Genomic DNA, 25395 nt, shown 5'->3' with positions numbered 1-25395 from the left:
GCCCGCCGAGGTGCTCAGTCCGGGTAGACGCCGTGCTTCTTGTGCAGCGGCTTCGGCAGGCGCGCGCGGCGGAGCTGGAAGGCTCGCATCACGGCGTACATGACGGTGCCCTTGGGGACCTGGCCGAACTTCGCGACGATCCGCTTGCGCAGGCGCCGCCACATGATGAAGGCGTCGACGACCGTGAGCAGCACGATGACGTACAGCGTGATGACCGTGACGAACGCGAGCTCCTGGTTCTGCGCGGTGAGGAACGAGAAGACGATGAACACGAGCGCGACCGGGAGGAAGAACTCGCCGAGGTTCCAGCGGGCGTCGACGTAGTCGCGCACGTAGCGCTTGACCGGCCCCTTGTCGCGCACGGGCAGGTAGCGCTCGTCGCCGGTCTGCATCGCCTGGTACTGGCGGTCGCGCATCTCGCGCTGCTTCTCCCGCGCGGTCTTCGCGGCGGCGCGGCGGTCGTTCGGCACGAGGGGTCGCTTGTTCGCGGCCTCGGAGACCTTGCGCTTCGGGGTCGGGCGGCCCTTGCCGGCCTGCTCGATCTCGGCCGCCTGCTCGACGGGGTCGGGGGCGGCGGGCGTCGCGGCGGACTTGTTGCGGGAGAACACCCCACCAGGGTAGTCGAGCCGGAGGTGTGCCCGGGCGTCCGTCCGGGGAGAGTGCCGTGCCCACCCCCCCCATGTCGTCCCGGGCACCGGTGTCGTACGGTGCTCGTCGTGACGAACTCACCCGAACCCACCGACACTGCGCCCGACACCGCCCTCGCGACCACGCTCCGCGAGACCGTCGCACGGCTGTTCCCCGCGCTGCGCGCGGACCTCGAGTCGCTCGTGCGCGTGCCGAGCGTCTCCAACGCCGCGTTCGACCAGGCGCACGTCGCCGCGAGCGCCGACGCCGTGGCCGCGCTCCTGCGCGACGCCGACCTGCCCGAGGTGCAGGTGCTGCGCGCCCGGGCCGCCGACGGCTCCGAGGGCGCACCCGCCGTCGTCGCCCGCCGCCCCGCGCCCGACGGCGCCCCGACGGTGCTGCTGTACGCGCACCACGACGTACAGCCCCCGGGCGACGCCGCCGCGTGGGAGACGGAGCCGTTCGTGCCGACCGAGCGCGACGGCCGCCTCTACGGGCGCGGCGCGGCCGACGACAAGGCGGGCGTGGTGGCGCACCTGGGTGCGCTGCGCGCCCTGACCTCGCTCGGCGACCTGCCCGTCGGCGTGACCGTCTTCGTCGAGGGCGAGGAGGAGATCGGCTCTCCGACCTTCCTGCCCTTCCTCACGCAGTACCGCGACCTGCTCGCGGCGGACGTCATCGTCGTCGCGGACTCCTCGAACTGGAAGATCGGCGTGCCGGCGCTCACGACGTCGCTGCGCGGCCTCGTGGACTGCGAGGTCGAGGTCGCGGTGCTCGACCACGCGGTGCACTCGGGCATGTTCGGCGGCCCGGTGCTCGACGCCGTGACGCTCCTCGCGCGACTCATCGCCACCCTGCACGACGACGCGGGCAACGTCGCCGTGCCCGGTCTCGTCACAGGCGCCGAGCCCACGGTCGACTACGCGGAGGCCGACTTCCGCGCGGACTCCTCGCTGCTCGACGGGACCGTCCTCGCGGGCGAGGGCAGCATCGCGGGGCGCCTGTGGACCAAGCCGGCGATCGCCGTCATCGGTCTCGACGCGCCGAGCGTCGCCCACGCGTCGAACACGCTCACGCCCCGCGCGACCGCGAAGCTGTCCGTGCGCCTCGCGCCGGGTCAGGACCCGGCCGCCGCGATGGCGGCGCTGTGCACGCACCTGGAGACGAACGCCCCGCTCGGCGCGCGCGTCACCGTGCGCGACGGCGAGCAGGGCAAGCCGTTCCTCGCGCCTGCGGACTCCGACGCGATGCGGGCCGCGCGCTGGGCGTTCGCGACGTCGTGGGGGACGGACCCCGTCGACATCGGCGTCGGTGGCTCCATCCCGTTCATCGCCGACCTGCTCGAGGTCTTCCCCGACGCCGCGATCCTCGTCACGGGCGTCGAGGACCCCGACTCGCGCGCGCACGGCGCGAACGAGTCGGTGCACCTCGGCGAGCTGGAGAAGGTCGTGCTCGCCGAGGCGCTCCTCCTCGCGCGTCTCGGCGGCGCCGTCGCCTGACGCGCACCGCGCCGCCGTGCGCGCCTACGCGTGGCACGTGCGCGCCTACGCGCGAGTGTCACGCGCAGGGACGTCCCTCCGCGCGGAGCACAACGGTCCGCGCGGAGGGTTCGGGGTTCACGGGCTCTGGCCGTCGCCGCGGAGCGTGGCGTGCAGCTCCGCGGCCTCGGTGAGCACCGGTCCGACGGCGGCGCGAGACGCCGCGTCGAGGGTCGCCTCGAGCGCGGCGAGGCGGTCGAGGTGCTCGCGCGCCGTCGTCAGGTCCTCGGTGCGGACGGCGAGCTCGGCGAGGTAGGCGAGCGCGCGCACCCGGTCCGCGACGTCGGCGTCGTCTCCCGCCCGGCGCAGCGCCCCGGCGAGGATCTTGTGCCCCTGCACGGCGTCGCCGTGCGAGTCGGCCTGCACGACGGCGTCGTCGAGGGCGCGCGCGAGCCGGCTCGCGGGCCGGGGCGCGTACGCGGCGAGCGCGGAGTCCCCTTCCTCGGCGTCACCGCGCCCGGTGGCGGGCGCCTCCTGCGGTGACGCGTCCGGGGCGGTGCCGTCCGTCGTCGTCGGGCGACGCATGAACCGGACCCAGTTCCCCGCCGGGTCGACGACGCTGAACCCGCTCACGCCGCCCGCGTTCGCCCGTCGGCGCGGGCGGGTGATCCGGGGGAATCCCGTGAGGGGGAGCCTGCCGTAGCGGGCACGCAGGCCCGCCGCGAGGGCCTCGAAGACCGGCTCGGCGTCGTCGACGACGGCGATGCACGTGCTGTAGCTGTCCTGCGGCTCGAGCCCGTCGAGCCCGAAGTAGTGCAGGTCGACCCCGCCGCGGCGCACGGAGACGTAGGGATTGGGCCGCAGCTGGCGGTAGGTCACGTCGAAGCCGAGCGCCACCCAGAAGTCGCGCAGCTCGTCGACGTCCCGGCAGGGGAGCGCGGGGACCATGGTCGCGTCGAAGGGGTCGGGTGCAGGGTGCGTGGGTTCCGGCATCCGACCATCGAACCACCGGTCAGGCGCGATGGGCGACGTCGAGCGCCCGGGCCCAGCGCGCGACGTCGTCCGGGAGCTCCGGGGAGGCGAGGTCACCGCCCAGCAGGCCGACGACGTCGGGCGCGGGCACGCGGTCGCCCGAGCCCCGGGAGAGGAACCGGCCGGCGACGACGCCACGTGCGCACAGGTCGCCGCCGCGTGCGAAGACCTGCTCGAGGTAGATCACGCGCTCGTCCCACCCGAGGACGCGCGTCGTGATCTCGAACCGGTCCCAGAGCTGGAGCGAGCGGCGGTACTTCATGGTCGACGCCGCGACGACCGGGAACCAGCCCTTGTCCTTGAGGAGCGAGAACCCGCCGAGGTCGGCGATGAGGTTGCTGCGGGCGATGTCCATCATCTGCAGGTACACGCCGTTGTTCACGTGCAGGTAGAAGTCGAGGTCGCCGGGGTGCACGCGCATCCGGGTCGTGGACGGCTCGAGGACGCCCCGACCGGGCACGGCCTTGCGCGGCACAACGCTGGCGGCGAGGAGGTGGATCTGACGGGTCACCGTCGCAGGCTACTACCCGGCACGGGTGGTACCAGGTATTCAGCGATCACCGGACCACCAGGCTGGTGTGCGAAGATGCGCGCCGTGACGACGACGAGCTCCGCCCCTCGCCCCACCGCCACCACCGAGCCGGGCCATCCCTGGGTGGTACGCGCCTTCCGCGCCGTCGCGATCGCCGAGGCCTTCTCGTGGGCGGGCCTGCTCGTCGGGATGTACCTCAAGTGGGTCGCGGGCACGACGGAGCGCGGGGTCGAGATCTTCGGCCCGGTCCACGGCGGTCTCGTGGTCGTCTACGTCGCCCTCGCGGTGCTCGTGGCCGTGCGCGTGCGCTGGTCCCTCTGGACGACGTTCCTCGCGCTCGCCGCGACCGTCCCGCCCTTCTGCACGGTCGTCTTCGACCTCTGGGCCCACCGGTCGGGCCGGTACGCACCCCGGCCCGCGCGCGCGTCGGCCTGACCGCGGCCGTCGCGCCGGGAGCGCGTCGCTGCCGCAGCCGTCAGACCGGGGGGTCGGGGTCGTACTGGATCCCCCGCCGCACGGCGCGGGCGACGTCGTCGCTCTCGAGCCGCGCGACGAGGTGCAGGGCCATGTCGATCCCCGCCGAGACGCCTGCGGACGTGACGACGTCGCCGTCGTCGACGTAGCGGGCCTCGGTGTCGAGGACGACGCTCGCGTCGATCTCGGCGAGGTCGTCGTAGTGCGCCCAGTGCGTCGTCGCAGGCCGGCCCGCGAGCAGCCCGGCGGCGGCGAGCACGAGCGAGCCGGTGCAGACGCTCGCGATGATGGGCGTCTGCGCCCGCATCGCGCGCAGCCACTCGAGGTGCACCCGGTCCGCGAGCAGGGCGCGCGTGCCCCAGCCGCCGGGGTAGACGAGCAGGTGCAGCGGCCCGACGTCGTCGGCCGAGCGGTCGGGGACGAGGCGCAGGCCCTTCGCGAGACGTACGCCGCCGCCGTCCCACGAGAACGTCGACACGTGCGGCTTGAGCGCGGAGTGCTCGGCCCACGCGGTGAGCACCTCGAACGGCCCCGCGACGTCGAGCTCCTCCGCCTCGTCGAAGACGAAGATGCCGACGTTCATCCCGTTCCCGGTCGTCATGCCTACCTCCGCGTCCCCCGGCTCCTCGAGGGTTCCTGGCTCCCGGCGGTCGGCCGCCGGGGGTCGGCTAGATGCCCGGCAGCGCGAGCATCTGGTCGAGCGCGACGCGCGCCCAGTGCGCGTCGTCGGCGTCCACGACGATCCGGTTGACCACGCGGCCGTCGGCCAGCGACTCCATCGCCCACACGAGGTGCGGCAGGTCGATCCGGTTCATCGTCGAGCAGAAGCACACCGTCGAGTCGAGGTAGTGCACCTGCTTGTCCGGGTGGGCCCGCGCGACGCGGCGCACGAGGTTGAGCTCGGTGCCGATCGCCCAGGACGAGCCGGGCTCCGCGGCGTCGAGCATCTTGATGATGTACTCCGTGGACCCCACGAAGTCCGCGGCGGTGACGACCTCGTTCTTGCACTCGGGGTGCACCAGCACGTTGACGTCAGGGACCGCCGTGCGGATGTCGCTGACGTTCTTCACGGAGAACCGCCCGTGCACCGAGCAGTGCCCGCGCCACAGGATCATGCGGGCGTCGCGCAGCTGCGTGTCCGTGAGGCCGCCGTTCGGCTTGCGCGGGTCGAACACGACGCAGTCGTCGAGCGACATCGCGAGCTTGAGCACGGCCGTGTTGCGGCCCAGGTGCTGGTCCGGGAGGAACAGGACCTTGCCCGTCCCGTCCACGCCGCCCACCTGGTCGAACGCCCAGCGCAGCGCGACCTCCGCGTTCGACGACGTGCACACCGTGCCGCCGTGGCGGCCCGTGAACGCCTTGATCGACGCCGAGGAGTTCATGTACGTGACGGGGACCGTCGAGTCCGCGATCCCGACGGCCTCGAGCACGTCCCACGCGTCCTCGACCTGGTCGATCGCCGCCATGTCCGCCATCGAGCAGCCCGCGGCGAGGTCCGGCAGCACGACCTGCTGCGCGTCGGACGTGAGGATGTCCGCGCTCTCGGCCATGAAGTGCACGCCGCAGAACAGGATGTACTCCGCCTCGGGCCGCGCGGCCGCCTCGCGGGCGAGCTTGAACGAGTCGCCCGTGACGTCGGCGAAGTCGATGACCTCGTCGCGCTGGTAGTGGTGGCCCAGGACGAACGCGCGCTCGCCGAGGGCGGCCCGCGCCGCGCGCGCGCGCTCCACGAGGTCAGGGTCGCTCGGCGCGGGCAGCTCGCCCACGCACTCCACGCCGCGCTCGGACGCGAGGTCGCGCCCCTGCCCGAGCAGCAGGAGGGCGGAGGGCGCGGGTTCCGCGAAGCCGGTGCTCGCGCGGCGCGACGCGTCGGGGCCGGTCAGACCGGAGTCCAGCAAGGTGCTTCCAGTGCTCACGAGAACATCGTCGCACAGCGCGTCCCGGCCCGGCCGGGTGCCTCGGCACCGTGGACGGCGCCTCCACGACTGGCACAATCCCCGCATGCGCGTCCTCGTCACCGGCTCTGCCGGCCCTGCGGTGCCCGACGGCGTGTGGCCGGGCGGGAGCGTCGTCCCCCCGTCCGACGGCGCGCCCCCGACCGTCCGTGACGTCGCGCGATGGTGGGCCGGGGCCGGCGCCGGGACCGACGTCGCGGTCGTGGAGCTCGCGAGCGCGGGCCCGGCGTTCCTCGACGCGCTCGCGCCCGTCGCGCCGGAGCTTCTCGCCGCGGTCGTGCCCGGGCCCGGGGGCGCGGACGTGCCGGTCGCCGTGCGCCGGGACCGCCGCACGGGGACGGTCTACGCGGACGCGTCCCAGGTCCCGGCGCTCGACGGCGGCGCGGTGGACGACGGCGCGCCTCGCCGTCGTGACGTCTGGCCGCCCCGGTCGTCCGACGCCGTCGGGCACCTGCTCGCGCTGTCCGCCGCCGCGGCCCGCACGGACGAGGGTCACCCGGGTCGGGTGGTGCTCGCGACCGGGGGAGCGCGCAGCCACGACGCCGGCGCCGGGCTGCTTCGCGCCCTGGCTGGAACCGCGCGTGACCCGACGGCCGACGAGAGCAGCGCGGACCTGGCTGACGTGCTGCGTGCGGCGCGGGCCGCGCTCGGCGGCGTGCACCTGGTCGCCGCCGTCGCCACCGGTGCCCCGCTGCTCGGACTGCACGGGGCGAGCGCGGCGCTCGCGGCACGCGGTGTCGACGACGCCGTCGCGCAGGATCTCGAGCGCGAGCTGGGCGCCGTCGCGCACGACGTCGCCGCCGCCGTCGAGGTGCTCGAGCGCGATCGCGGGGGAGCCGTCGCGGGTGACCTCCTGCTGACGTCGTCGGCGCGCCGGATCGCCGGCGCGCGCGGGACGGGCAGCGGCGGCGGGACGGCCTTCGCGGTCGCCGCCCTCGGGGGCCGGCTCGTCCCCGCGCTGCAGGTCCTCGCCGACGACGTCGGCCTCGACGAGCGTCTCGCGGGCGTCGACCTCGTGGTGGTGGTCGCGGACGAGCTCGGTGCGCCCGAGCTGGGGGAGGGCGTCGTCCAGGAGGTCGCTCGCCGCGCCGCGGGGCATGCGCTGCCCGTGGTCGTCGTCGCCCGTGCCGTCGTCGCCGGACGGCGCGAGCAGGCCGCCGCCGGGCTGAGCGGCACCTACGCCTGGGGCGCCGGCTCGCCGCGCGAGGTCGTGGAACGCGTCGCGCGCACCTGGTCACGAGCCTGACGCGTGCACGATGCGTGGGCGCCGCACGGTGGGCGGCGGGTCGACCGTTCGACCGCGGGACCCTCGTGCGTCGTAGACTCGGGAACACGACCGGCACCTGTGGTGTTGAGGACCTGAGACACGATCTCTCGAGAGATCCGAAGCCGGCCACCACCGGGGCAGCACGTGCCCCCGACAGCGCGGAGACGAGATGAGCGAGACCACCGAGATTGCCACGCACGGCGTGAACCTGACCGACGGGGCCGCGGACAAGATCCGTACCCTCCTCGAGCAGGAGGGTCGCGACGACCTTCGCCTGCGTGTCGCGGTGCAGCCCGGCGGCTGCTCCGGCCTGATCTACCAGCTCTACTTCGACGAGCGCGTGCTCGAGGGCGACGCGCTGCGTGACTACGACGGCGTCGAGGTCGTGGTCGACAAGATGAGCGTCCCCTACCTGGAGGGCGCGACGATCGACTTCGCCGACACGATCGAGAAGCAGGGCTTCACCATCGACAACCCCAACGCGGGCAGCGCCTGCGCGTGCGGCGGCTCCTTCAGCTGACCGCGCCGGTGTGACGGCGGGCGCGCCGACAGCGCCCCCGAAGCTCTCCCGACGAGCCCGGCCGCCCTCAGGGGCGGCCGGGCTCGTCGCGTCGGCGGTGCGCTCGGTCGCCCGGGTCCCGTCGAGGACGGGACGTCACGAGCCCAGCTGGACCGTGATCGCCCAGGCCGCGGCGTCGGCGCCCGTCCGGGGGAGCGGCTTCTCGCCGACGACGACGTGCCCGCGCATGCGTGCCCACGCGGGGACGTCGAGGCGGGCGGCAGGATCGGTCGACCAGACGGTCAGCCTGGTGCCCGCCGCGCGCGCCTTGGCCGCGGCGGCGAGCCGGATCACCGGGAGCGGGCAGCGCAGCCCGCGAGCGTCGACGACCTCCGGCTCGTCCCGCGCGACCGCGGGCCCCTCGCCGCCCGGGTCGCCGGTCACAACCCCTCCACGCCGAGCGTCGCGCGGACGCGCGCGACCGCTCCGGGCAGGACGTCGAGGAGCCGGTCCACGTCCTGCTCGGTCGTCGAGCGGTCCAGCGCGACCCGCACGTTGCCATGGGTGAGGACGCCCATGGCCGCGAGGACGTGCGACGGCTCGAGCGTGCTCGACGTGCAGGCGGACCCCGAGCCGACGGCGATCCCCTCATGGTCGAGCTCGGTGAGGAGCGCCTCCCCGTCGACGTAGAGGAACGAGAACGTGGCGACGTGGGGGAGCCGGTCGACCGGGTCCCCGACCACCTCGACGTCCGGGATGGTCGCCACGCGCTCCCGGACGCGCTGCACGAGCGCACGGCGACGCGCGTCCTCGGCCTCGCGGTCCGCGAGCACGGCCTGCAGCCCGACGGCGGCCGCGAACGCCGCGGGCACGGACGGACCACCGGGGGAGAGCGGGTCGGGGTCCTCGGGGAACGGGCTGCGCCGTCTGACCCGGGACCGGATCGCGAGCACGCCCGCTCCCGGACCGGCGCCCCAGTCACCCGGGTCGGCCGCGAGCGCGTCCCACGACTCCGGGACGGCGACGTGCCCGACGCCCGCCCCCGCGTCGACCAGGAGCGGCACGCCGGCCGCGCGGGCCGCCTCGTGGACGGCCTCGACCGGCTGGAGCGTGCCGACCTCGCCGTTGGCGAGCTGCAGGGCGGCGAGCGCGACGCCTGGGCGCGCGACGGCGTCGGACATCGCGGCGGCGTCCACGCGACCGAGCGCGTCCACGCCCACGACGACGCGCTCGAGCCCGCCGTGCTCGGCGGCGTGCAGGACCGCGGCCCGCTCCACCGCACCGACGACGACGCACGGTCCGACGCGTGTCCGCGCCCCCGCGAGGGCCGCCACGGCCGTGTGCAGGGACGAGGTGTGGTTCGCCGTGAAGCGGACCTCTTCCGTGCGCGCGCCGAGCGCCGCGGCGACGGCCTCGCGGGCGCCGTCGAGCAGGGCGGCGGCGCGGCGGCCCTCCGCGTGCAGGCGCCGAGGGTCGGCCCACCCGTCGTCGAGAGCGCGCTCGAACGCCTCGCGCGCGAGCGGGTGCCACGGCGCCCGGCCCCCGTTGTCGAGCCGGACGCGGCTCGGGCGGGTGGTGTGCGTCACAGGGCCTCCTGGGCGTGCTCGGGGTCGTGCGGGTGGCCCGGTCTGCGGCGGGGTGACCGGTCGTCGGGCGGGCGGCCGGGTCGCGGCGAGCGCCCCGGGAGCGTCGGAACGTTGCGCTCTCGCGGGCGTCGCGGAGCGGGTCTGCGATCCTCGGGCGCTCCACGAGCACGGTACCGCCCTGGTGGGCGGCGACGTCGTGTGGCCGGGATCTGACAGACCCGCCGCGCATGTGCCGAACCTGCGCTGACCGGCCCCGACGTGTGCCGCATCTCGCTCGTGCGCAGCGCGCCCCGGGCCACGAAGCGCAGGATCCCGCGCTAGGCTTCGTGTGTCGAGGACGAAGGTCTTGTGCTGGGCTCGTAAAGGCGGGTGACGGTGCAGGACGTGACGTGAAAGGCCCCCCTTGCACTCGCAACCCCCAAGCCGCACACGGCGCACCATGCTGCGGGCGACGGCTCTCGCCGTCGCCGTCGCCGCGGTGGCGTCCGGATGCGCCACCGACACCGTCCAGCGCGGGTTCCTGCCCGGATACGAGGACGGGGAGGTGACCAACCAGACCGCCCGGATCACCTCGTTGTGGACCGGCTCGTGGATCGCCGCACTGATCGTCGGCATCATCACGTGGGGCCTCATGCTGTGGTGCGTCGCCGCGTACCGCAAGCGCAAGGACGACCATCGGCTCCCGGTCCAGACGCGTTACCACCTGCCGCTCGAGATCATGTACACGGCTGTGCCGATCCTCATGGTCCTCGTGCTCTTCTACTACACGGACCGCGACATGTCGGCGATCCAGGACACGAGCGCCGAGCCGGACGTCACGATCCAGGTCATCGGCAAGCAGTGGAGCTGGGACTTCAACTACGTCGACGACGACGTGTACGAGAGCGGCGTCCACATGGCCGACGTCGGCGACACGATGACGGACGACGCGACGATCGACGGCGCGCCCGGGACGTCGGAGGAGCTGCCGACGCTCTACCTCCCGGTCGACGAGACCGTGAAGTTCGAGCTCCAGTCGCGCGACGTCATCCACTCCTTCTGGATCCCGGCGTTCCTCTACAAGCAGGACATGATCCCGCACCGCACGAACACGTTCGTCGTGACCCCGGAGCGTGAGGGCGTCTACGCCGGAAAGTGCGCCGAGCTCTGCGGCGAGCACCACTCCGGCATGCTCTTCAACGTCGAGGTCGTCGACCGCGCCGAGTTCGACGCGCAGATGGAAGAGCTCCGCGAGAAGGGCCAGGACGGCCAGATCCCGGTCGAGGGCTTCAGCCGCCAGCAGGACCCGAACCCCGTCACCGCTACCACGGAGGGTGAGCACTGATGGTCGCGCAGGCCGAAGTCATCCCCGGTCTCGCGCCCCGGCGTCAGACCCTCGGGCGGACCGTGATCAAGTGGGTCACGTCCACCGACCACAAGACGATCGGGTACCTGTACCTGATCTCGTCGTTCATCTTCTTCTGCATCGGCGGCCTCATGGCCCTCGTGATCCGCGCGGAGCTCTTCGAGCCCGGGATCCAGCTCGTGCAGAGCAAGGAGCAGTACAACCAGCTCTTCACGATGCACGGCACGATCATGCTGCTGCTGTTCGCGACCCCGCTCTTCGCGGGCTTCGCCAACGTCATCATGCCGCTGCAGATCGGCGCGCCGGACGTCGCGTTCCCGCGGCTGAACATGTTCGCGTACTGGCTCTACCTCTTCGGTGGGCTCATCGCCTCGGCGGGCTTCTTCACGCCGCAGGGAGCAGCGTCGTTCGGGTGGTTCGCCTACGCGCCGTTGTCGAACACGACGTTCAGTCCAGGGCTCGGGGGAGATCTCTGGGTGTTCGGTCTGGCGCTCGCCGGGTTCGGCACGATCCTCGGTGCGGTCAACTTCATCACGACCATCATCACGATGCGCGCGCCCGGCATGACGATGTTCCGCATGCCGATCTTCACGTGGAACACCCTCGTGACGAGCCTGCTCGTGCTCATGGCCTTCCCGCCGCTGGCCTCGGCGCTGTTCGCGCTCGGCGCCGACCGGAGGTTCGGGGCGCAGATCTTCAACCCCGAGAACGGGGGAGCGATCCTCTGGCAACACCTGTTCTGGTTCTTCGGGCACCCCGAGGTGTACATCATCGCGCTGCCGTTCTTCGGCATCGTGACCGAGATCCTGCCGGTGTTCAGCCGCAAGCCGATCTTCGGCTACAAGGGCCTCGTCTACGCGACGATCGCCATCGCGGCGCTGTCCGTGACGGTGTGGGCGCACCACATGTACGTCACCGGTGCGGTCCTCCTGCCGTTCTTCGCCTTCATGACGATGCTCATCGCCGTCCCGACAGGCGTGAAGTTCTTCAACTGGATCGGCACGATGTGGCGCGGCAAGCTCACGTTCGAGACGCCGATGCTGTGGTCGATCGGGTTCCTCGTCACGTTCCTCTTCGGGGGCCTGACGGGCATCATCCTGTCGAGCCCGGCCCTCGACTTCCACCTCTCGGACTCGTACTTCGTCGTGGCGCACTTCCACTACGTCGTGTTCGGCACGGTGGTGTTCGCGATGTTCGCGGGCTTCTACTTCTGGTGGCCCAAGTTCACGGGGCGGATGCTCAACGAACGCCTCGGCAAGATTCACTTCTGGCTGTTGTTCATCGGCTTCCACACGACGTTCCTCATCCAGCACTGGCTCGGTGTCGAGGGCATGCCGCGGCGCTACGCCGACTACGCGCCGTCAGACGGCTTCACGTGGGAGAACCAGGTCTCGACGGTCGGGGCGTTCATCCTCGCCGCGTCGACGCTGCCGTTCCTGTGGAACGTCTACACCACCTGGCGCAACGCGCCCAAGGTCGAGGTGGACGACCCGTGGGGCTACGGGCGTTCTCTCGAGTGGGCGACCTCCAGCCCGCCGCCGCGGCACAACTTCACCTCGCTGCCCCGCATCCGCTCCGAGTCGCCGGCGTTCGACCTGCACCACCCCGAGGTCGCAGCCATGGACCACGCCGAGCCGAACCCCAACGTGCTCGAGAAGGTGTACGGCGAGGCCGACCGGCGCGGCGAGAAGAGCGTCGCGCTCGACCGCCTGAGCGGTTCCGAGAGCGGTAGCGACTCCACGACGACGACCATCGTCGACGAACCCCGCACGGGCACGACGGACGAGGAGGCTGGGAAGTGAAGGTCGAGTACAAGCTGTTCCTCTACGGGACGCCGTTCTTCGTCGCCGCCGGGCTCGTCTACGGGTTCTGGAGCCACTGGGAGCCCGTCGGCTCCGTCGCGATCCTCCTGACCGCGGGTCTCGTGGGGATGATCGGCGCCTACCTGGCGCTCACGGCGAAGCGCATCGACGCACGCCCCGAGGACGACCCGGACGGCCTGATCGAGCAGGGCGCAGGCGACCAGGGCGTCTACGCGCCATGGAGCTGGTGGCCGCTCGCGATCGCCGGCTCGGCCGCGATCGTGTTCCTCGGCCTCGCCGTCGGCTGGTGGCTCGTCTACGTCGGCATCGCGCTCGGCGCGGTCGCGCTGGTCGGCTGGGTCTTCGAGTTCTCCCGCGGGCAGCACGCCCACTGATCCCGGTGGCCTGACGCCTCGTACGCGGACGAACGGCCCGTCTCTCTCACGAGAGGCGGGCCGTTCTGTCGTCCGCCGACGCTCCCTCGACCTGCCGAACCTCGGGTTGCATGCCGATCGACGTCCCGATCGCCCGGTAACCCGGGGTTCGGCGGTGAAGGTGGCTCCGGGGCGTGGTGTCAGGCGACGATGAGGCCGGCGGTCTGGGTTGTGGCGCGCTGGAGGCGGGCCTCGGCGTCGGACCAGCTGACGAGGTTCCACCAGGCGGTGACGTAGTCGGCGCGCACGTTCTGGTAGTCGAGGTAGTAGGCGTGCTCCCAGACGTCGAGCAGCACGATGGGGGTCAGGCCGAGGGGGATGTTGCCCTGCTGGTCGTAGAGCTGGACGGTGATGAGCTGGGAGCCGATGGAGTCCCAGGCGAGGATGGCCCAGCCGGAGCCCTGGACACCTGCGGCGACGGCGGCGAACTGCTTCTTGAAGGCGTCGAAGGAGCCGAAGTGCTCGTCGATCGCGGCGCCGATCTCGCCGGTGGGCTCGCCGCCGCCCTCGGGGGAGAGGTTGGTCCAGAACGCGGAGTGGTTGACGTGGCCGCCGAGGTTGAACGCGAGGTTCTTCTCGTGGAGGTTGATCGCGGCGAAGTCGCCGGTCTCGCGGGCCTCGGCGAGCTTCTCCAGGGCGGTGTTGGCGCCGGTGACGTAGGCCTGGTGGTGCTTGGAGTGGTGCAGCTCCATGATGCGCCCGGAGATGTGCGGCTCGAGCGCCCCGTAGTCGTACGACAGCTCGGGCAGGGTGTAGACGGGCATGAGGAGTACCTCCTGGTCCGGGCCGGCAGCGGTCCCCGACGGCCCTCGGGCAGTGATCTGACGGCGTCCGACGGCACTTCCGAGGGCACTCGGACGGGGCACAGGTTCAGGCATGCCCGGTCGCGTGCGACACGGTGCTCAGACGCCGATGACCCGCGCCGGTCCACCTCGGTGAGGGGACTGGTCGCGGGTCATCGTCCTACTGTGCAGGAACCTCAGGGTCGGCGCTCGTCGGCGCCCTTCTCCGGCTCGACCAGGTCGCGCCGGCCGCCGACGGCAGCGGCCCCTGCCTCGATCTGGGCGTGGCTCTCGCTCTCGAGAGCGTCGTGCTCCCCGTGCGAGTGCGCGGCCGAGAGCTCGGCGGGCGAGACGGGCTCGACGCGGTCCTCGTAGAAGAAGCGGGAGAGGCGCTGCATCCGCTTGTCCTGCTTGTAGCCCTTGCGGCGCACGCCGCGGGAGTCCGTGGCGGGCTCGATCTCGAGCGGTGCATGGGCGTCGTAGTTGACCCGCAGCCAGCGCTCCTGCTCGTCGAGCGGGCGGTGGACCTCGATGTACTCCCCGTGCGCGAAGCGAACGATCCGCCCCGTCTCGTGGCCGTGCAGCACGAGCTCGCGGTCCTTGCGCTGCAGGCCGAGGCAGATGCGCTTGGTGATCCAGAACGCGAACCACGGGCCGACGAAGAACAGCACCCGGAACACCCACGTGATCGTGTTGATCGACATGTGGAAGTGCGTCGCGATGAGGTCGTTCGAGCCGGCGAGCGCCAGGATGATGAACGCCGTGAGGAACGCGACGCCGAGCCCGGTACGGACCGGGACGTTGCGCGGACGGTCGAGCACGTGGTGCTCGCGCTTGTCCTTCGTCGCGGCCGCCTCGAGGAACGGGTAGGCGAACAGGAACGTGAACAGCAACCCGGGGACCACCACTGCCGGGATGAGCACGTTGAGCGGGACGGTGAAGTCGCCCCACGTGACGAACTCGGCCCCTCCGGGCATGAGTCGTAGCGATCCCTCGAGGAACAGCATGTACCAGTCAGGTTGGGCGCCCGCGGAGACCGGTGACGGGTCGAAGGGGCCGTAGTTCCACACGTTGTTGATCGCCATCGTGCCGCCCATGAGGGCGAGGATGCCGAACACGACGAAGAAGAAGCCGCCGGCCTTGGCCACGTACACGGGGAACAGCGGGAAGCCGACGACGTTCTTGTCGGTACGGCCGCCGCCCGGGTACTGGGTGTGCTTGTGCAGCACGATGAAGAAGAGGTGGAGCGCGACGAGCGCGAGGATCAGGCCGGGCACGAGGAGGATGTGCACCGTGAAGAGCCTCGGGATGATGTGCTCGCCCGGGAACTCACCGCCGAAGATGAAGTACGACATGTACGAGCCGATGAGCGGGATCGACTTCACGACGCCGTCGGTGATGCGCAGCCCGTTGCCGGACAGCACGTCGTCGGGCAACGAGTAGCCGGAGAAGCCCGCCGCGAGGCCCATGATCATGAGGAGCATGCCGACGAGCCAGTTGACCTCGCGCGGCTTGCGGAACGCCCCGGTGAAGAACACGCGCATCATGTGCGTGACGATCGCGGCGAGGAAGATCAGGGCTGCCCAGTGGTGGATCTGCCGCATGAGCAGACCGCCACGCACGTCGAAGGACATGTGCAACGTCGAGGCGAACGCGTCGGACATGAGCACGCCGTCCATCGACGCGGGCTGCCCGTGGTACGTGACCAGCGACATGCTCGGCACGAAGAACATCGTGAGGAAGATGCCCGTGATGATGAGCACGACGAACGAGTAGAGGGCGATCTCGCCCAGGAGGAACGACCAGTGGTCGGGGAAGACCTTGCGCGCGAACTCCTTGACGGCGGAGCCGATGCTCGTGCGCTGGTCCAGGTAGTCGGCTGCCTTGCCGGCGGGGGTCGTCGGCGCGGCGGCCTTCGGTGCGGCTGACTTCGGTGCGGCGGTGCCGCTGCTGGTGGTCACTTCAGACGCTCCCAGAAGCTCGGGCCGATGGGCTCGTTGAAGTCGCTCTGCGCGACCAGGTAGCCCTCGTCATCAACGGAGATCGGCAGCTGCGGCAGAGGCCGCTTCGCGGGGCCGAAGACCACCTTGGCGCTGTCGGCCACGTCGAACGTCGACTGGTGGCACGGGCAGAGCAGGTGGTGCGTCTGCTGCTCGTAGAGCGCAACGGGGCACCCGACGTGCGTGCAGATCTTGGAGAACGCGACGATCCCGTCGTACGACCACGTCTCGCCCTCGGGCGACTGGTCGGACTTGATGTCACGTGGGTCGAGCCGGACCAGGAGGACGACCGCCTTGGCCTTCTCGGTGATCCACTCGTGGGACTGCATCTCCTCCTGGGAGGCCTCGGGGATGATGTGCACGACCGAACCGATCGTCACGTCGGCCGCCTTGATGGGCCGCCCGGAGGGGTCGATCGCCAGGCGCGTGCCGGGCTTCCACATCGTGTGCTTGAACTTCGAGACGTTCCAGTCGCCACCGACGCTCCCGACGAGCGGGACCGCGATGGTCAGCGGGAAGAGCGCGAGGGCGGAGATGGCAGCGCCCTTGAGCACGCCACGACGGGCGATGCCCGAGTCCTTGACACCGGCCTCGAGCTCGGCGATCGCGCCGGCACGCGTCTGGTCGTCGCTCGCGATCGGGTGCCGCTCGTCGACCTTCTCGTGGTCGGACATGAGGACCTTCGCCCAGTGCACGGCACCGAGACCGATCCCCAGGAGCGCGAACGCCGTGGCGAGACCGAGCGAGAGTGTCGAGAGGCGCACGCCCGCGGTCGTCCCGTCCGGCGGGATGACGAAGTACACGACGAGCGCGGCGATCGTGCCGATCACCGAGATGCCGAAGAGCGCCGCGACCTGGCGCTCACCGCGCTTGGCGGCCTTCGGGTCGCGGTCGGCCATGCGGCTCTTGTGCTCGGGCAGGCCCGGGTCCGGGAACGTCTCGAGCGTCCCGTGCTCCTCGCGGTGCCCGACCTCGCGGTGCGAGGACTCGGGCGAACGGGGGTTCTGGTAGTCGCTCACGAGGACTTGGCTCCGATCCACACTGCGGCTCCGACGAGGAGGCCCATACCGACGATCCAGGCCCACAGGCCCTCGCTGACCGGGCCGAGCCCGCCGAGCGTCAGGCCACCGGCCGAACCCTCACGCTGGTCGACGAGGAACGCGATGACGTCCCGCTTCTCCTCCGGCGTGACGGTCGCGTCGTTGAACACCGGCATCGACTGCGGGCCGGTGAGCATCGCCTGGTAGATGTTGCGCTCCGACGTGTCCCACAGCGGCGGAGCGAACTTGCCCTCGGAGAGCGCACCGCCCGCGCCGACGGCGTTGTGGCACATGGCGCAGTTGGTCCGGAAGATCGCGGCACCGTTGGCGATGTTGCCGAGGGACGCGTCGACCTGCTCGTCCGTCGGGATCGCCGGACCGGCGCCGAGCGAGGCGACGTAGGCGGCGAGCTGCGCCGTCTGCTCCTCGTCGAACTGGCGCGGCTTCTGGAGCGCCTGCGGCCCGTCCATCTGCATCGGCATGCGGCCGGTGGACACCTGGAAGTCGACCGACGCGGCGCCGACGCCGACGAGCGACGGCGCGGACTCCGTGCCTTCGGCGTTGGGGCCGTGGCAGGTGGCGCAGTTCGCCTGGAAGAGCTTCTGGCCGGTCTCGATGTCCTCGGTGCTGGCGGTCTCGGCGTTGGCCGGGGTCGGTGCAAAGGCGGCGTAGACGCCACCGGTGACCAGCAGCGCCAGCAGCAGCAGCACGACCGGCGCGAGGCGGTGGTGTCTGCGGGCGGCGAGTGCCTTCACGAAATGATCCTCGTCTCGCGGATGGGGGAGCAGGGGGCGGGGTGGGCGGACGGGGCGGACCCCGTCGGAGACGTCAGCGCAAGATGTAGATCACGAAGAACAGCGCGATCCACACGACGTCGACGAAGTGCCAGTAGTAGGACGTCACGATGGCCGTCGTGGCCTCGTGGTGCCCGAAGTTCTTGGCCGAGAACGAGCGGCCGAGAAGGAAGAGGAAGGCGATCAGGCCGCCGACCACGTGCAGGCCGTGGAAGCCTGTCGTGAGGTAGAAGACCGAGCCGTACGGCGTCGAGGAGATCGTCACCCCGTGCTCGACGAGCTCGGCGTACTCGAAGATCTGCCCGCCGATGAAGAAGGCGCCCATGAGGAACGTCAGCGTCATCCACTCGTTCATCCCCCAGCGGTTCACCTGGAAGATCGAGCCGGTGCGTACGGGCTGGAAACGCTCGGCGGCCCACACGCCCATCTGGCACGTCACCGACGACAGCACCAGGACGGTCGTGTTGATCGCCGCGAAGGTCAGGTTGAGCTTGTCCGCCTGCAACGCCCACTCGTCGGCGGGCATCACGGCGCGGACCGTGAAGTACATGGCGAACAGGCCGGCGAAGAACATGAGCTCGCTGGCCAGCCACACGATCGTCCCGACCGAGACGGGGTTCGGTCGGTTGACGCTCACGTGCTGATGGGCGTGGGGGGCAGCCGTTGCGGTCGACACAACAGCCATTATGGCCGACGTCGGCCCGGTTCGCGGCACCCGGCGGGGAGGTCGGAGGCGGCGAATCTCACAATGTCTCCAGAACTTCCCACGTAGACCTGCACTTGGTGACGTATGACGGTGAAGTGCCATGAAACCCGCGGCCGCACCAGCACTCTGCCGGGCCCTCCGACGAGGATCTGTCGCCCGGCGGCCGAGGGGTGATGGAACGGGCCCGGACGTGCCAAGATGCCAGCGGGAGACGCGCGTGCGCGCTCCCGCCGACCGGCAGAACGACGAAGGCGACGGTGACGACGATGACGACGACCGTGACGACGACGCACGAGGGCCACGAGCACGGCGACGTGGCGACCCGGCGTGCGCCGCGCATCCTGCTGTACAGCGACGACGTGACCGTGCGCGAGCAGGTGCGGCTCGCCGTCGGGCGCCGCTTGGGCGCGGGGCGACCGGACATCGAGTGGCTCGAGGTCGCGACCCCTGCTGCGGTCGTGTCCGCGGCCGACGCCGGCGGCTGGGACCTGCTCGTGCTCGACGGCGAGGCGGACAAGGCCGGCGGCATGGGTCTGTGCCGCCAGCTGAAGAACGAGATCTACCGCTGCCCTCCGGTCCTGGTCCTCACCGGCAGGCCGCAGGACGGTTGGCTAGCATCGTGGTCGCTCGCCGACGACGCGGTGCCCCGACCGTTCGACGCGGTCGAGCTGCAGCGCGCCGTCGCCGATCTCCTGGGTGTCGTCGGCACGCAGTGACCGTTCCGGACCGAAGGGCTCCCTCCGTGACCACGACCCCCGTCCCCGCCTCTTCCTCGAGCGCTCCCGTCCCGGGCGCGTCGACGGGTGCACCGACGGGGACGGAGCTCTCGTGGCCGGGTCTGCTCACGGAGCTCGTCGCGGGCCGCGACCTGGACGCGGAGCGGACCGCCTGGGCGATGGACCAGGTCATGTCGGGCGAGGTGTCGCCCGTGCGGCTCGCGGGCTTCCTCGTCGCGCTGCGGGCGAAAGGCGAGACGGTCGCCGAACTCACGGGGCTCGCCGACGCGATGCTCGCGCACGCGAGCCGGTTCACCGTCGACGGCCCGGCGGTCGACATCGTCGGGACGGGCGGTGACCGCGCGCACACGGTGAACATCTCGACCATGGCGTCCCTCGTCGTCGCGGGGGCCGGCGTCCGGGTGGTCAAGCACGGGAACCGGGCGGCGACGTCGTCGTCGGGCGCGGCCGACGTGCTCGAGGAGCTCGGCATCCGGCTCGACCACGGGCCGCAGCGCGTCGCCCGCATCGCGATGGAGGCCGGCATCACGTTCTGCTTCGCCCAGGTCTTCCACCCGTCCATGCGGCACGCGGGTGTCGCGCGCAAGGAGCTCGGCATCCCGACGGCGTTCAACGTCCTCGGTCCGCTGACCAACCCGGCGCAGCCGCGCGCTGCGGCGATCGGCGTGGCGGACGCCCGTATCGCGCCGCTCATCGCCGGCGTGCTCGCGGGCCGGGCGACGTCGGCCCTCGTGTTCCGCGGCGACGACGGTCTCGACGAGCTCGCGGCGACCGGGGGCGCGACCGTCTGGGAGGTCCGCGACGGGTCGGTGACCGAGCACCGCCTCGACCCGGTCGCCGACCTCGGGCTGTCGCCCGTCACGATCGCCGACCTGCGGGGCCGCGACGCCGCGTTCAACGCCGAGGTCGCACGCAGGTTCCTCGCGGGCGAGACGGGCCCGGTGCGCGAGACGGTCCTGCTCAACGCCGCCGCGGGCCTCGTCGCCGACGGCACCCTCGCGGGGACCGGCGAGGGCACGCTCGTCGAGCGCCTGCGCGCGGGCTGCGCGCTGGCCGCGGAGAGCGTCGACAACGGCGCGGCGCGCGACGCGCTCGCGCGCTGGGCCGCAGCAGCCGCGGACGACTGACGCGGAGGACCGGGCCGGTCACGGCCCGGTCGTCAGTCGTCGAGACCGAGCGCGAAGGCCTGCTCGAGGTCAACGTTGGAGTACGCGCGGAACGCGATGAACGTCTCGGTGCGCACCACGCCCGCGACCTTGCTGATGCGGTCGGCGATGACGTCGGCGAGCTGGTCGTGCTCCTGCACCCGGACCATCGCGACGAGGTCCGCCTTGCCCGTGACCGAGTAGACCTCGCTGACGCCCTTGAGGTCCGCGACCTCGGACGCGACCTCGGGGATGCGGGCGGGGTCGGTGTCGATCAGGACGATGGCGGTGAGCATGGTTCCTCCGGGACGGGTCGTCGTCAGGCGACCACTCTACGCACGGCGGCCGCGAGGTCGACGTGGGACCGCGCCGAGCGGACCGGGCACGTCCACGCGCCGGTCACGTCGACGATCCGCACGCCCGGCTGCTCGAGCCATGCGAGCACGATCTCGGCCTCGTGCGGGTGGCAGGCGGGTGCGGGCGGCACGGGAGCGGCGACGGTCTCCGCGGTCGCGACGAGCGCGTGGACGAGCGGCCACGGGTCCTCCCCGGGCGGGCTCACCCCGGTCGCCGCGAGCCGCGCGTGGCGGACGACGACGACCTCCCACCCGCCGTCGTCCGTCGAACGCGCCGCGACGAGCTCGGGGCACGCGGTGAGGGGGCCGAGGCGCTGCGCCCGCGCGGCGCCCGTGAGGAACGCGCGCAGCCGGTGCGTGAGCTCGCCCGCCTGCTCGAACCGCTCCTCGCGCGCGAGCGCGGCGATGCGCCGTCCGAGCTCCGCGACGACCGGTGACGGATCACCCGCGAATGCGCTGCGGACGGCCACGGCGACCTCGGCGTAGGCCGGGTCCCGCTCGCGCGACGTGCAGGGTGCCGAGCAGCGCCCCATCTCGGCGAGCACGCACGCCGTCGCGCCGGGTGCCGCGACGACCGGCAGCCGGCGGGTGCACTGCCGGAGGGGGAACGCGTCGTGCAGCGCGTCGACGGCCGCCTGTGCCTGCTGCTTCGACGAGAACGGGCCGATGTGGGCCGCCGGCGCCCGGACCTCCCGGACGACGGACAGCCGCGGGTAGGCCTCGTCCGTGAGCCGGATCCACGTCATGCGCTCGGGGTGGCGCGAGCGGCGGTTGTATCGCGGGGCGTGCTCGGCGATGAGGCGCAGCTCGCGCACCTGGGCCTCGAGCGGCGTCGCGCACACGACCGGGGTGACGGCGTGCGCGATGCGGACCATCTCCGTGATGCGACCGCGCTTCTCGGAGCGGGTGAAGTACGACCGGACCCGACGCCGGATCGAGGTCGATGTGCCGACGTACAGGACCTCGTCACCCGGCCCCCGGAACAGGTAGACGCCCGGTGCGTCCGGCAGGCCGTCCGCGAGGTGCCGCTTGCGGCGCACGTCCTGCGGCACGGGGTCGGTCGCCCCGGCGAGGTCCTCGAGGTGCGTCACGCCGAGCGGTCCGAGCCGGGCGAGCAGCGCGTGCAGCACGTCCACCGTGGCTCGTGCGTCGGCGAGAGCGCGGTGCTCGGGCGTGACCGTCGCGCGGAAGAGCGCGGCGAGCGTCGCCAGCTTGTGGTTCGGCGCCTCGTCGCGCGTGACGACGCGGCGTGCGAGCGTCACCGTGTCGAGCACCTGGTTCCCCGGCCACTCGTACCCCGCCGCCCGGCACGCCGCCTTGAGGAACGACATGTCGAACGGCGCGTTGTGCGCGACGAGCACGGCGCCGCGCGCGAACTCGAGAAAGCTGGGCAGGACCGCCTCGATGGGCGGCGCCGTCGCGACCATCGCGGACGTGATGCCCGTGAGGCGGGCGACGAAGGCGGGTACGGGGACGCCGGGGTCGACGAGCGTCTGGAGCTCCCCGAGGACCTCGCCGCCGCGGACCTTGACCGCGCCGATCTCCGTGATGCCGGCCGCAGCGGGCGAGCCGCCCGTGGTCTCGAGGTCGACGACGACGAACGTCACGTCGCTCAGGGGCGTGCCCACGTCGTCGAGCGTGGGCTGGACCGGCGTCCCCGCCGGCGCGGTGTCACGCGCCCCGGGGAACGGGGCGAGGACGGGACCGTTCAGCATGGCGGGGACGCTATCGGCGCCTACCCACACGCAGCGGGCGCCCCCTGACGCCCGACGGCCCCCCGGTGGTCGCCACCGGGGGGCCGTCGTGAGGTCGCCGAGAGGGTCAGCGCACCGGGGCCGCGCCGTCCGCGTAGAGCGCGTCGACGTCCCCGGCGAAGTCCTTGAGCACCTCGGAGCGCTTCACCTTGAGCGACGGGGTGAGGTACCCGTTCTCGACGGTGAAGTCGGTCGTCAGCACGCTGAACTTGCGGATCGACTCGGCGCGCGAGACGGCCTGGTTGGCGCGTGTCACCGCGGCGTCGAGAGCCGCGAGGACGTCGGGGTCCGTCGCGGCCGCCTCGACCGTGAGCCCCTCCTTGCCGTGCATGCTCGCCCAGCCCGGCAGGCCCTCGGCGTCGAGCGTGACGAGGGCGCCGATGAACGGGCGCTGGTCGCCGACCACGACGCACTGGCTGACGAGCGCGTGCGCGCGGATCCGGTCCTCGAGCACCGCGGGCGCGACGTTCTTGCCGCCGGCCGTGACGATGATCTCCTTCTTGCGACCCGTGATCCGCAGGAACCCGTCCTCGTCGAGGGAGCCGAGGTCGCCCGTGCGGAACCAGCCGTCGACGAACGCGTCGGCCGTCGCCTGCTCGTTGCCGTGGTAGCCGCGGAACACGTGGTGACCCTTGAGGAGGATCTCGCCGTCCTCGGCGATGCGGACGGCGCAGCCGGGCAGCTGCGTGCCGACCGTGCCGATACTGGTGTTCGTCGGCCGGTTGACCGAGGTCGGCGCCGTCGTCTCCGTGAGCCCGTAGCCCTCGAGGATGCGGACGCCGATGCCGCGGTAGAAGTGGCCCAGGCGCTCGCCCAGCGGCGCGCCCCCGGACACGGCGTACTTCGCGTGGCCGCCGAGCGCGTGGCGCAGCTTCTTGAAGACGAGCGCGTCGGCGACCTTGTGCTGCAGGCGCAGCCCGATGCCGGGGCCGGACGCGTCGTCGAGCGCGCGCGAGTAGGCGATCGCCGTCGCGGCCGCCCAGTGGAAGATCTTCAGCTTGCCGCCGGCCGCGGCCTTCTGCTCGGACGAGTTGTAGACCTTCTCGAACACGCGCGGGACGGACAGGATGTAGGTGGGCTTGAACGTGCCCAGGTCCTCGAGGAGCGTCTTGGTGTCCGGCGTGTGGCCGAGCACCGTGCCACCCGCGACGACGAGGACGCCGATGAAGCGTGCGAACACGTGCGCGAGCGGCATGAAGAGCAGCGTGCGGGCGCCGGGCTCGCCGAAGACCTCGGGCACGGCCTGCACGGCGTTGACCGTGAGGGAGTAGAAGTTCTCGTGCGTGAGCTCGGCACCCTTGGGGCGGCCCGTCGTCCCGGACGTGTAGATGATCGTCGCGACGTCCTCGAGGTCCGCCAGCCCGCGACGGCGCGCGATCTCCGCGTCGTCGACGTCCGCGCCGTCGGCCGTGAGCGCCGCGACCGCACCGGAGTCGATCACGAGCACGTCGCCGAGCGCGGGCGCCTGGTCGCGCACCTCGGCGACGGTCGCCGCGTGGGCCTCGGTCTCGACGACGAGCAGACGCACGTCGGAGTCCGAGAGGATCCACTGCACCTGCTCGGCGCTCGAGGTCTCGTAGAGCGGGACGGGCACGGCACCCGCCGCCCAGGTGGCCCAGTCGAAGAGCGTCCACTCGTAGCGCGTGCGCGACATGATGCCCACGTGGTCCCCGGGCTGGACGCCGCGCGCGACGAGGCCCTTCGCGACCGCGACCACCTCGGCGTCGAACGCCCGTGCGCTGAGCGCCTCCCACGCGCCTCCGGACCCGGTCCGGCGCTCGACCATCGGCGCCGACGGGTCGGCGGCGACACGGCTCGCGAGGAGGTCGTTGAGGTTCTTCGACGGATCGACTTCGACGATCCGTGGGGCGCTGATCTCGTCCATGCTGGCTCCAGTGGCAGTAGTCGACGGTGGGAGAACCCTACCCAGTGACGGCGCGTGCCGCGGACGCCCCGGAGTCGGTAGGCTTCAGCTGCTGTGCGCTGCTTGCGCAACGTTTCGCGCGGGCGCGGAGTTCCGGTGGTCGTGCGGCGTCCGCGAGGGAGGCAGCACCTGCAGCCAACCCTTCAGTCGAGCGAGTGAGGACGGGACATGCACGCCATCGGTGTGGACATCGGCGGGACGAAGATCGCGGCCGGGGTCGTCGACGAGAAGGGCGAGATCCTCGTCCAGACGCGCCGCGACACCGAGGCGGACGACGTCGCGAGCATCGACCGTGCCATCGCCGACGTGTACGCCGAGCTCACCGCCGAGCACGAGGTCGGCGCCATGGGGCTGGCGGCCGCCGGCTTCGTCAGCCCCGACCGCACGTCGGTGCTCTTCGCGCCGAACATCGCGTGGCGCGAGTACCCGCTGGAGCGGAACGTGCGCGAGCTCATCGGCGACGCGGACGTGCCCATCGTCGTCGAGAACGACGCGAACGCGGCCGGCTGGGCGGAGTTCCAGTTCGGCGTCGGGCGCGACGTGACGGACATGCTCATGCTCACCGTGGGCACAGGGCTCGGTGGCGCGCTCGTCGTGGACCGCCGGCTCGTGCGGGGGAAGTGGGGTGTCGCGGCGGAGGTCGGGCACATGCGGGTCGTGCCCGGCGGGCACTACTGCGGGTGCGGCCACGAGGGGTGCTGGGAGCAGTACGCCTCGGGGTCGGCCCTCGTGCGGGACGGGCAGAACGCGCTCATCGCCCAGCCCGACCGCGCGACCCGCCTGCTGGAGATCTGCGGCGGCGACGCCGACAAGCTCACCGGCCCTCACGTCACCCAGGCGGCGCAGGAGGGCGACGAGCTCGCGGTCGAGCTCCTCGCGAACCTCGGCCGCTGGATCGGCGAGGGCGCGGCGTCCGTGACCGCGCTGCTCGACCCCGAGCTCATCGTCATCGGCGGTGGCGTCGGCGCGGCGGGGGACCTCCTGCTGCAGCCCGTCCGCCGGGCGTTCGCCGACCAGCTCTCGGCGCGCGGCCACCGGCCCGAGGCGAAGATCGAGCTCGCCGAGCACGGCAACGAGGCCGGCATCGTCGGCGCCGCGGACCTCGCGCGCCGCTGAGCCCCGCGCC

The 25395-nt window shown here is 72.2% G+C and carries 25 protein-coding genes; 10 read left to right on the top strand and 15 right to left on the bottom strand.

All coding sequences use genetic code 11. The features are described from left to right. Positions 1-14 precede the first annotated feature (14 nt). The gene (locus AC4H2H_RS03455; RefSeq protein WP_494369424.1) at positions 15-608 is read right to left on the bottom strand and encodes a DUF3043 domain-containing protein; all 594 of its coding nucleotides are present in this window, start codon (positions 606-608) and stop codon (positions 15-17) included. A gap of 108 nt (positions 609-716) precedes the next feature. Here AC4H2H_RS03455 and AC4H2H_RS03450 point away from each other — a divergent pair, with 108 nt between their 5' ends. Then, a complete protein-coding gene (locus AC4H2H_RS03450; RefSeq protein WP_494369423.1) occupies positions 717-2126 on the top strand; it encodes a dipeptidase in 1410 nt (469 codons plus the stop codon). 117 nt (positions 2127-2243) lie between these two features. On the opposite strand, the gene AC4H2H_RS03445 is transcribed toward AC4H2H_RS03450, so the two are convergent. Beyond that, positions 2244-3098, bottom strand: a complete 855-nt coding sequence (locus AC4H2H_RS03445; protein WP_494369422.1) for a DUF8817 family protein — start codon at positions 3096-3098, stop codon at positions 2244-2246. A 19-nt stretch (positions 3099-3117) separates the two neighbouring features. Beyond that, a complete protein-coding gene (locus AC4H2H_RS03440; RefSeq protein ID WP_494369421.1) occupies positions 3118-3648 on the bottom strand; it encodes an acyl-CoA thioesterase in 531 nt (176 codons plus the stop codon). 84 nt (positions 3649-3732) lie between these two features. Between AC4H2H_RS03440 and AC4H2H_RS03435 the strand changes: the two genes are divergently transcribed. Then, a complete protein-coding gene (locus AC4H2H_RS03435) occupies positions 3733-4104 on the top strand; it encodes a DUF3817 domain-containing protein (RefSeq protein ID WP_494369420.1) in 372 nt (123 codons plus the stop codon). Between the two features lie 40 nt (positions 4105-4144). Here AC4H2H_RS03435 and AC4H2H_RS03430 read toward each other — a convergent pair whose 3' ends face one another. Both AC4H2H_RS03430 and nadA read right to left on the bottom strand, forming a co-directional pair. Continuing rightward, the gene (locus AC4H2H_RS03430; RefSeq protein WP_494369419.1) at positions 4145-4744 is read right to left on the bottom strand and encodes a DJ-1/PfpI family protein; all 600 of its coding nucleotides are present in this window, start codon (positions 4742-4744) and stop codon (positions 4145-4147) included. A gap of 67 nt (positions 4745-4811) precedes the next feature. After that, complete coding sequence (gene nadA, locus AC4H2H_RS03425) at positions 4812-6026, bottom strand: quinolinate synthase NadA (protein ID WP_494369560.1); 1215 nt, start codon at positions 6024-6026, stop codon at positions 4812-4814. Positions 6027-6144: 118 nt separating this feature from the next. On the opposite strand from nadA, the gene AC4H2H_RS03420 reads away from it, so the two are divergent. Both AC4H2H_RS03420 and erpA read left to right on the top strand, forming a co-directional pair. Then, positions 6145-7344 (top strand): glycerate kinase, encoded by a 1200-nt coding sequence (locus tag AC4H2H_RS03420; protein WP_494369418.1) that lies wholly within the window; start codon positions 6145-6147, stop codon positions 7342-7344. Between the two features lie 190 nt (positions 7345-7534). Further along, positions 7535-7885, top strand: coding sequence for an iron-sulfur cluster insertion protein ErpA (gene erpA / locus AC4H2H_RS03415; RefSeq protein WP_494369417.1), 351 nt, complete (start codon positions 7535-7537; stop codon positions 7883-7885). Positions 7886-8020: 135 nt separating this feature from the next. Here erpA and AC4H2H_RS03410 read toward each other — a convergent pair whose 3' ends face one another. Together AC4H2H_RS03410 and AC4H2H_RS03405 are read right to left on the bottom strand one after the other, a co-directional pair. Then, positions 8021-8308, bottom strand: coding sequence for a sulfurtransferase TusA family protein (locus AC4H2H_RS03410; RefSeq protein ID WP_494369416.1), 288 nt, complete (start codon positions 8306-8308; stop codon positions 8021-8023). Beyond that, positions 8305-9450: a cysteine desulfurase family protein gene (locus AC4H2H_RS03405; RefSeq protein ID WP_494369415.1), complete on the bottom strand. Its 1146-nt coding sequence runs from the start codon at positions 9448-9450 to the stop codon at positions 8305-8307. Before AC4H2H_RS03405 ends, AC4H2H_RS03410 begins: the two co-directional genes overlap by 4 nt. A 439-nt stretch (positions 9451-9889) precedes the next feature. Between AC4H2H_RS03405 and ctaC the strand changes: the two genes are divergently transcribed. Genes ctaC through AC4H2H_RS03390 form a run of 3 tightly spaced genes read left to right on the top strand, consistent with a single transcriptional unit; the run spans position 9890 to position 12992 of the window. Beyond that, entirely contained in the window at positions 9890-10774 is an 885-nt protein-coding gene (ctaC, locus tag AC4H2H_RS03400) for an aa3-type cytochrome oxidase subunit II (RefSeq protein ID WP_494369414.1), read from the top strand. Continuing rightward, entirely contained in the window at positions 10774-12597 is a 1824-nt protein-coding gene (gene ctaD / locus AC4H2H_RS03395; protein WP_494369413.1) for an aa3-type cytochrome oxidase subunit I, read from the top strand. The genes ctaC and ctaD overlap by 1 nt, the downstream gene beginning before the upstream one ends. Further along, complete coding sequence (locus AC4H2H_RS03390) at positions 12594-12992, top strand: cytochrome c oxidase subunit 4 (RefSeq protein WP_494369412.1); 399 nt, start codon at positions 12594-12596, stop codon at positions 12990-12992. The genes ctaD and AC4H2H_RS03390 overlap by 4 nt, the downstream gene beginning before the upstream one ends. 179 nt (positions 12993-13171) lie before the next feature. Here AC4H2H_RS03390 and AC4H2H_RS03385 read toward each other — a convergent pair whose 3' ends face one another. From AC4H2H_RS03385 to ctaE, 5 genes are all read right to left on the bottom strand, one after another. Continuing rightward, on the bottom strand, positions 13172-13795 hold the full coding sequence (locus AC4H2H_RS03385) for a superoxide dismutase (RefSeq protein WP_494369411.1): 624 nt from the start codon (positions 13793-13795) through the stop codon (positions 13172-13174). 215 nt (positions 13796-14010) lie between these two features. Continuing rightward, the gene (qcrB, locus tag AC4H2H_RS03380) at positions 14011-15774 is read right to left on the bottom strand and encodes a cytochrome bc1 complex cytochrome b subunit (RefSeq protein WP_494369410.1); all 1764 of its coding nucleotides are present in this window, start codon (positions 15772-15774) and stop codon (positions 14011-14013) included. Then, on the bottom strand, positions 15771-16832 hold the full coding sequence (gene qcrA, locus AC4H2H_RS03375; protein ID WP_494369409.1) for a cytochrome bc1 complex Rieske iron-sulfur subunit: 1062 nt from the start codon (positions 16830-16832) through the stop codon (positions 15771-15773). The genes qcrB and qcrA overlap by 4 nt, the downstream gene beginning before the upstream one ends. Next, positions 16829-17608 (bottom strand): cytochrome bc1 complex diheme cytochrome c subunit, encoded by a 780-nt coding sequence (gene qcrC / locus AC4H2H_RS03370; RefSeq protein ID WP_494369408.1) that lies wholly within the window; start codon positions 17606-17608, stop codon positions 16829-16831. The genes qcrA and qcrC overlap by 4 nt, the downstream gene beginning before the upstream one ends. A gap of 73 nt (positions 17609-17681) precedes the next feature. After that, entirely contained in the window at positions 17682-18332 is a 651-nt protein-coding gene (gene ctaE / locus AC4H2H_RS03365; RefSeq protein ID WP_494369407.1) for an aa3-type cytochrome oxidase subunit III, read from the bottom strand. Between the two features lie 287 nt (positions 18333-18619). Here ctaE and AC4H2H_RS03360 point away from each other — a divergent pair, with 287 nt between their 5' ends. Both AC4H2H_RS03360 and trpD read left to right on the top strand, forming a co-directional pair. Further along, positions 18620-19069: a response regulator gene (locus AC4H2H_RS03360; protein ID WP_494369406.1), complete on the top strand. Its 450-nt coding sequence runs from the start codon at positions 18620-18622 to the stop codon at positions 19067-19069. A gap of 26 nt (positions 19070-19095) precedes the next feature. Further along, the gene (trpD, locus tag AC4H2H_RS03355) at positions 19096-20217 is read left to right on the top strand and encodes an anthranilate phosphoribosyltransferase (protein ID WP_494369405.1); all 1122 of its coding nucleotides are present in this window, start codon (positions 19096-19098) and stop codon (positions 20215-20217) included. 32 nt (positions 20218-20249) lie between these two features. Here trpD and AC4H2H_RS03350 read toward each other — a convergent pair whose 3' ends face one another. The 3 genes from AC4H2H_RS03350 to AC4H2H_RS03340 form a co-directional block, all read right to left on the bottom strand. Further along, entirely contained in the window at positions 20250-20531 is a 282-nt protein-coding gene (locus AC4H2H_RS03350; RefSeq protein ID WP_251151469.1) for an Lrp/AsnC family transcriptional regulator, read from the bottom strand. Between the two features lie 23 nt (positions 20532-20554). After that, a complete protein-coding gene (locus tag AC4H2H_RS03345) occupies positions 20555-22306 on the bottom strand; it encodes a DEDD exonuclease domain-containing protein (RefSeq protein ID WP_494369404.1) in 1752 nt (583 codons plus the stop codon). Positions 22307-22412: 106 nt separating this feature from the next. Then, positions 22413-24230: an AMP-dependent synthetase/ligase gene (locus AC4H2H_RS03340; protein ID WP_494369403.1), complete on the bottom strand. Its 1818-nt coding sequence runs from the start codon at positions 24228-24230 to the stop codon at positions 22413-22415. 207 nt (positions 24231-24437) lie between these two features. Here AC4H2H_RS03340 and AC4H2H_RS03335 point away from each other — a divergent pair, with 207 nt between their 5' ends. Continuing rightward, positions 24438-25385: an ROK family glucokinase gene (locus tag AC4H2H_RS03335; RefSeq protein WP_494369402.1), complete on the top strand. Its 948-nt coding sequence runs from the start codon at positions 24438-24440 to the stop codon at positions 25383-25385. Positions 25386-25395 lie beyond the last annotated feature (10 nt).

It is taken from the genome of Cellulosimicrobium sp. BMG9.22, assembly GCF_059159975.1.
Note: the sequence above shows the minus strand (reverse complement) of the source record. Positions and strands in the feature narration are given on the sequence as shown.

Coding starts and splice junctions, on each gene's coding strand:
- AC4H2H_RS03345 (WP_494369404.1), bottom strand. CDS start 22,306: ATGCTGAACGGTCCCGTCCTCGCCCCGTTCCCCGGGGCGCGTGACACC.
- AC4H2H_RS03420 (WP_494369418.1), top strand. CDS start 6,145: ATGCGCGTCCTCGTCACCGGCTCTGCCGGCCCTGCGGTGCCCGACGGC.
- ctaE (WP_494369407.1), bottom strand. CDS start 18,332: ATGGCTGTTGTGTCGACCGCAACGGCTGCCCCCCACGCCCATCAGCAC.
- AC4H2H_RS03385 (WP_494369411.1), bottom strand. CDS start 13,795: ATGCCCGTCTACACCCTGCCCGAGCTGTCGTACGACTACGGGGCGCTC.
- AC4H2H_RS03445 (WP_494369422.1), bottom strand. CDS start 3,098: ATGCCGGAACCCACGCACCCTGCACCCGACCCCTTCGACGCGACCATG.
- AC4H2H_RS03360 (WP_494369406.1), top strand. CDS start 18,620: ATGACGACGACCGTGACGACGACGCACGAGGGCCACGAGCACGGCGAC.
- AC4H2H_RS03430 (WP_494369419.1), bottom strand. CDS start 4,744: ATGACGACCGGGAACGGGATGAACGTCGGCATCTTCGTCTTCGACGAG.
- AC4H2H_RS03340 (WP_494369403.1), bottom strand. CDS start 24,230: ATGGACGAGATCAGCGCCCCACGGATCGTCGAAGTCGATCCGTCGAAG.
- AC4H2H_RS03335 (WP_494369402.1), top strand. CDS start 24,438: ATGCACGCCATCGGTGTGGACATCGGCGGGACGAAGATCGCGGCCGGG.
- AC4H2H_RS03350 (WP_251151469.1), bottom strand. CDS start 20,531: ATGCTCACCGCCATCGTCCTGATCGACACCGACCCCGCCCGCATCCCC.
- ctaD (WP_494369413.1), top strand. CDS start 10,774: ATGGTCGCGCAGGCCGAAGTCATCCCCGGTCTCGCGCCCCGGCGTCAG.
- ctaC (WP_494369414.1), top strand. CDS start 9,890: ATGCTGCGGGCGACGGCTCTCGCCGTCGCCGTCGCCGCGGTGGCGTCC.
- erpA (WP_494369417.1), top strand. CDS start 7,535: ATGAGCGAGACCACCGAGATTGCCACGCACGGCGTGAACCTGACCGAC.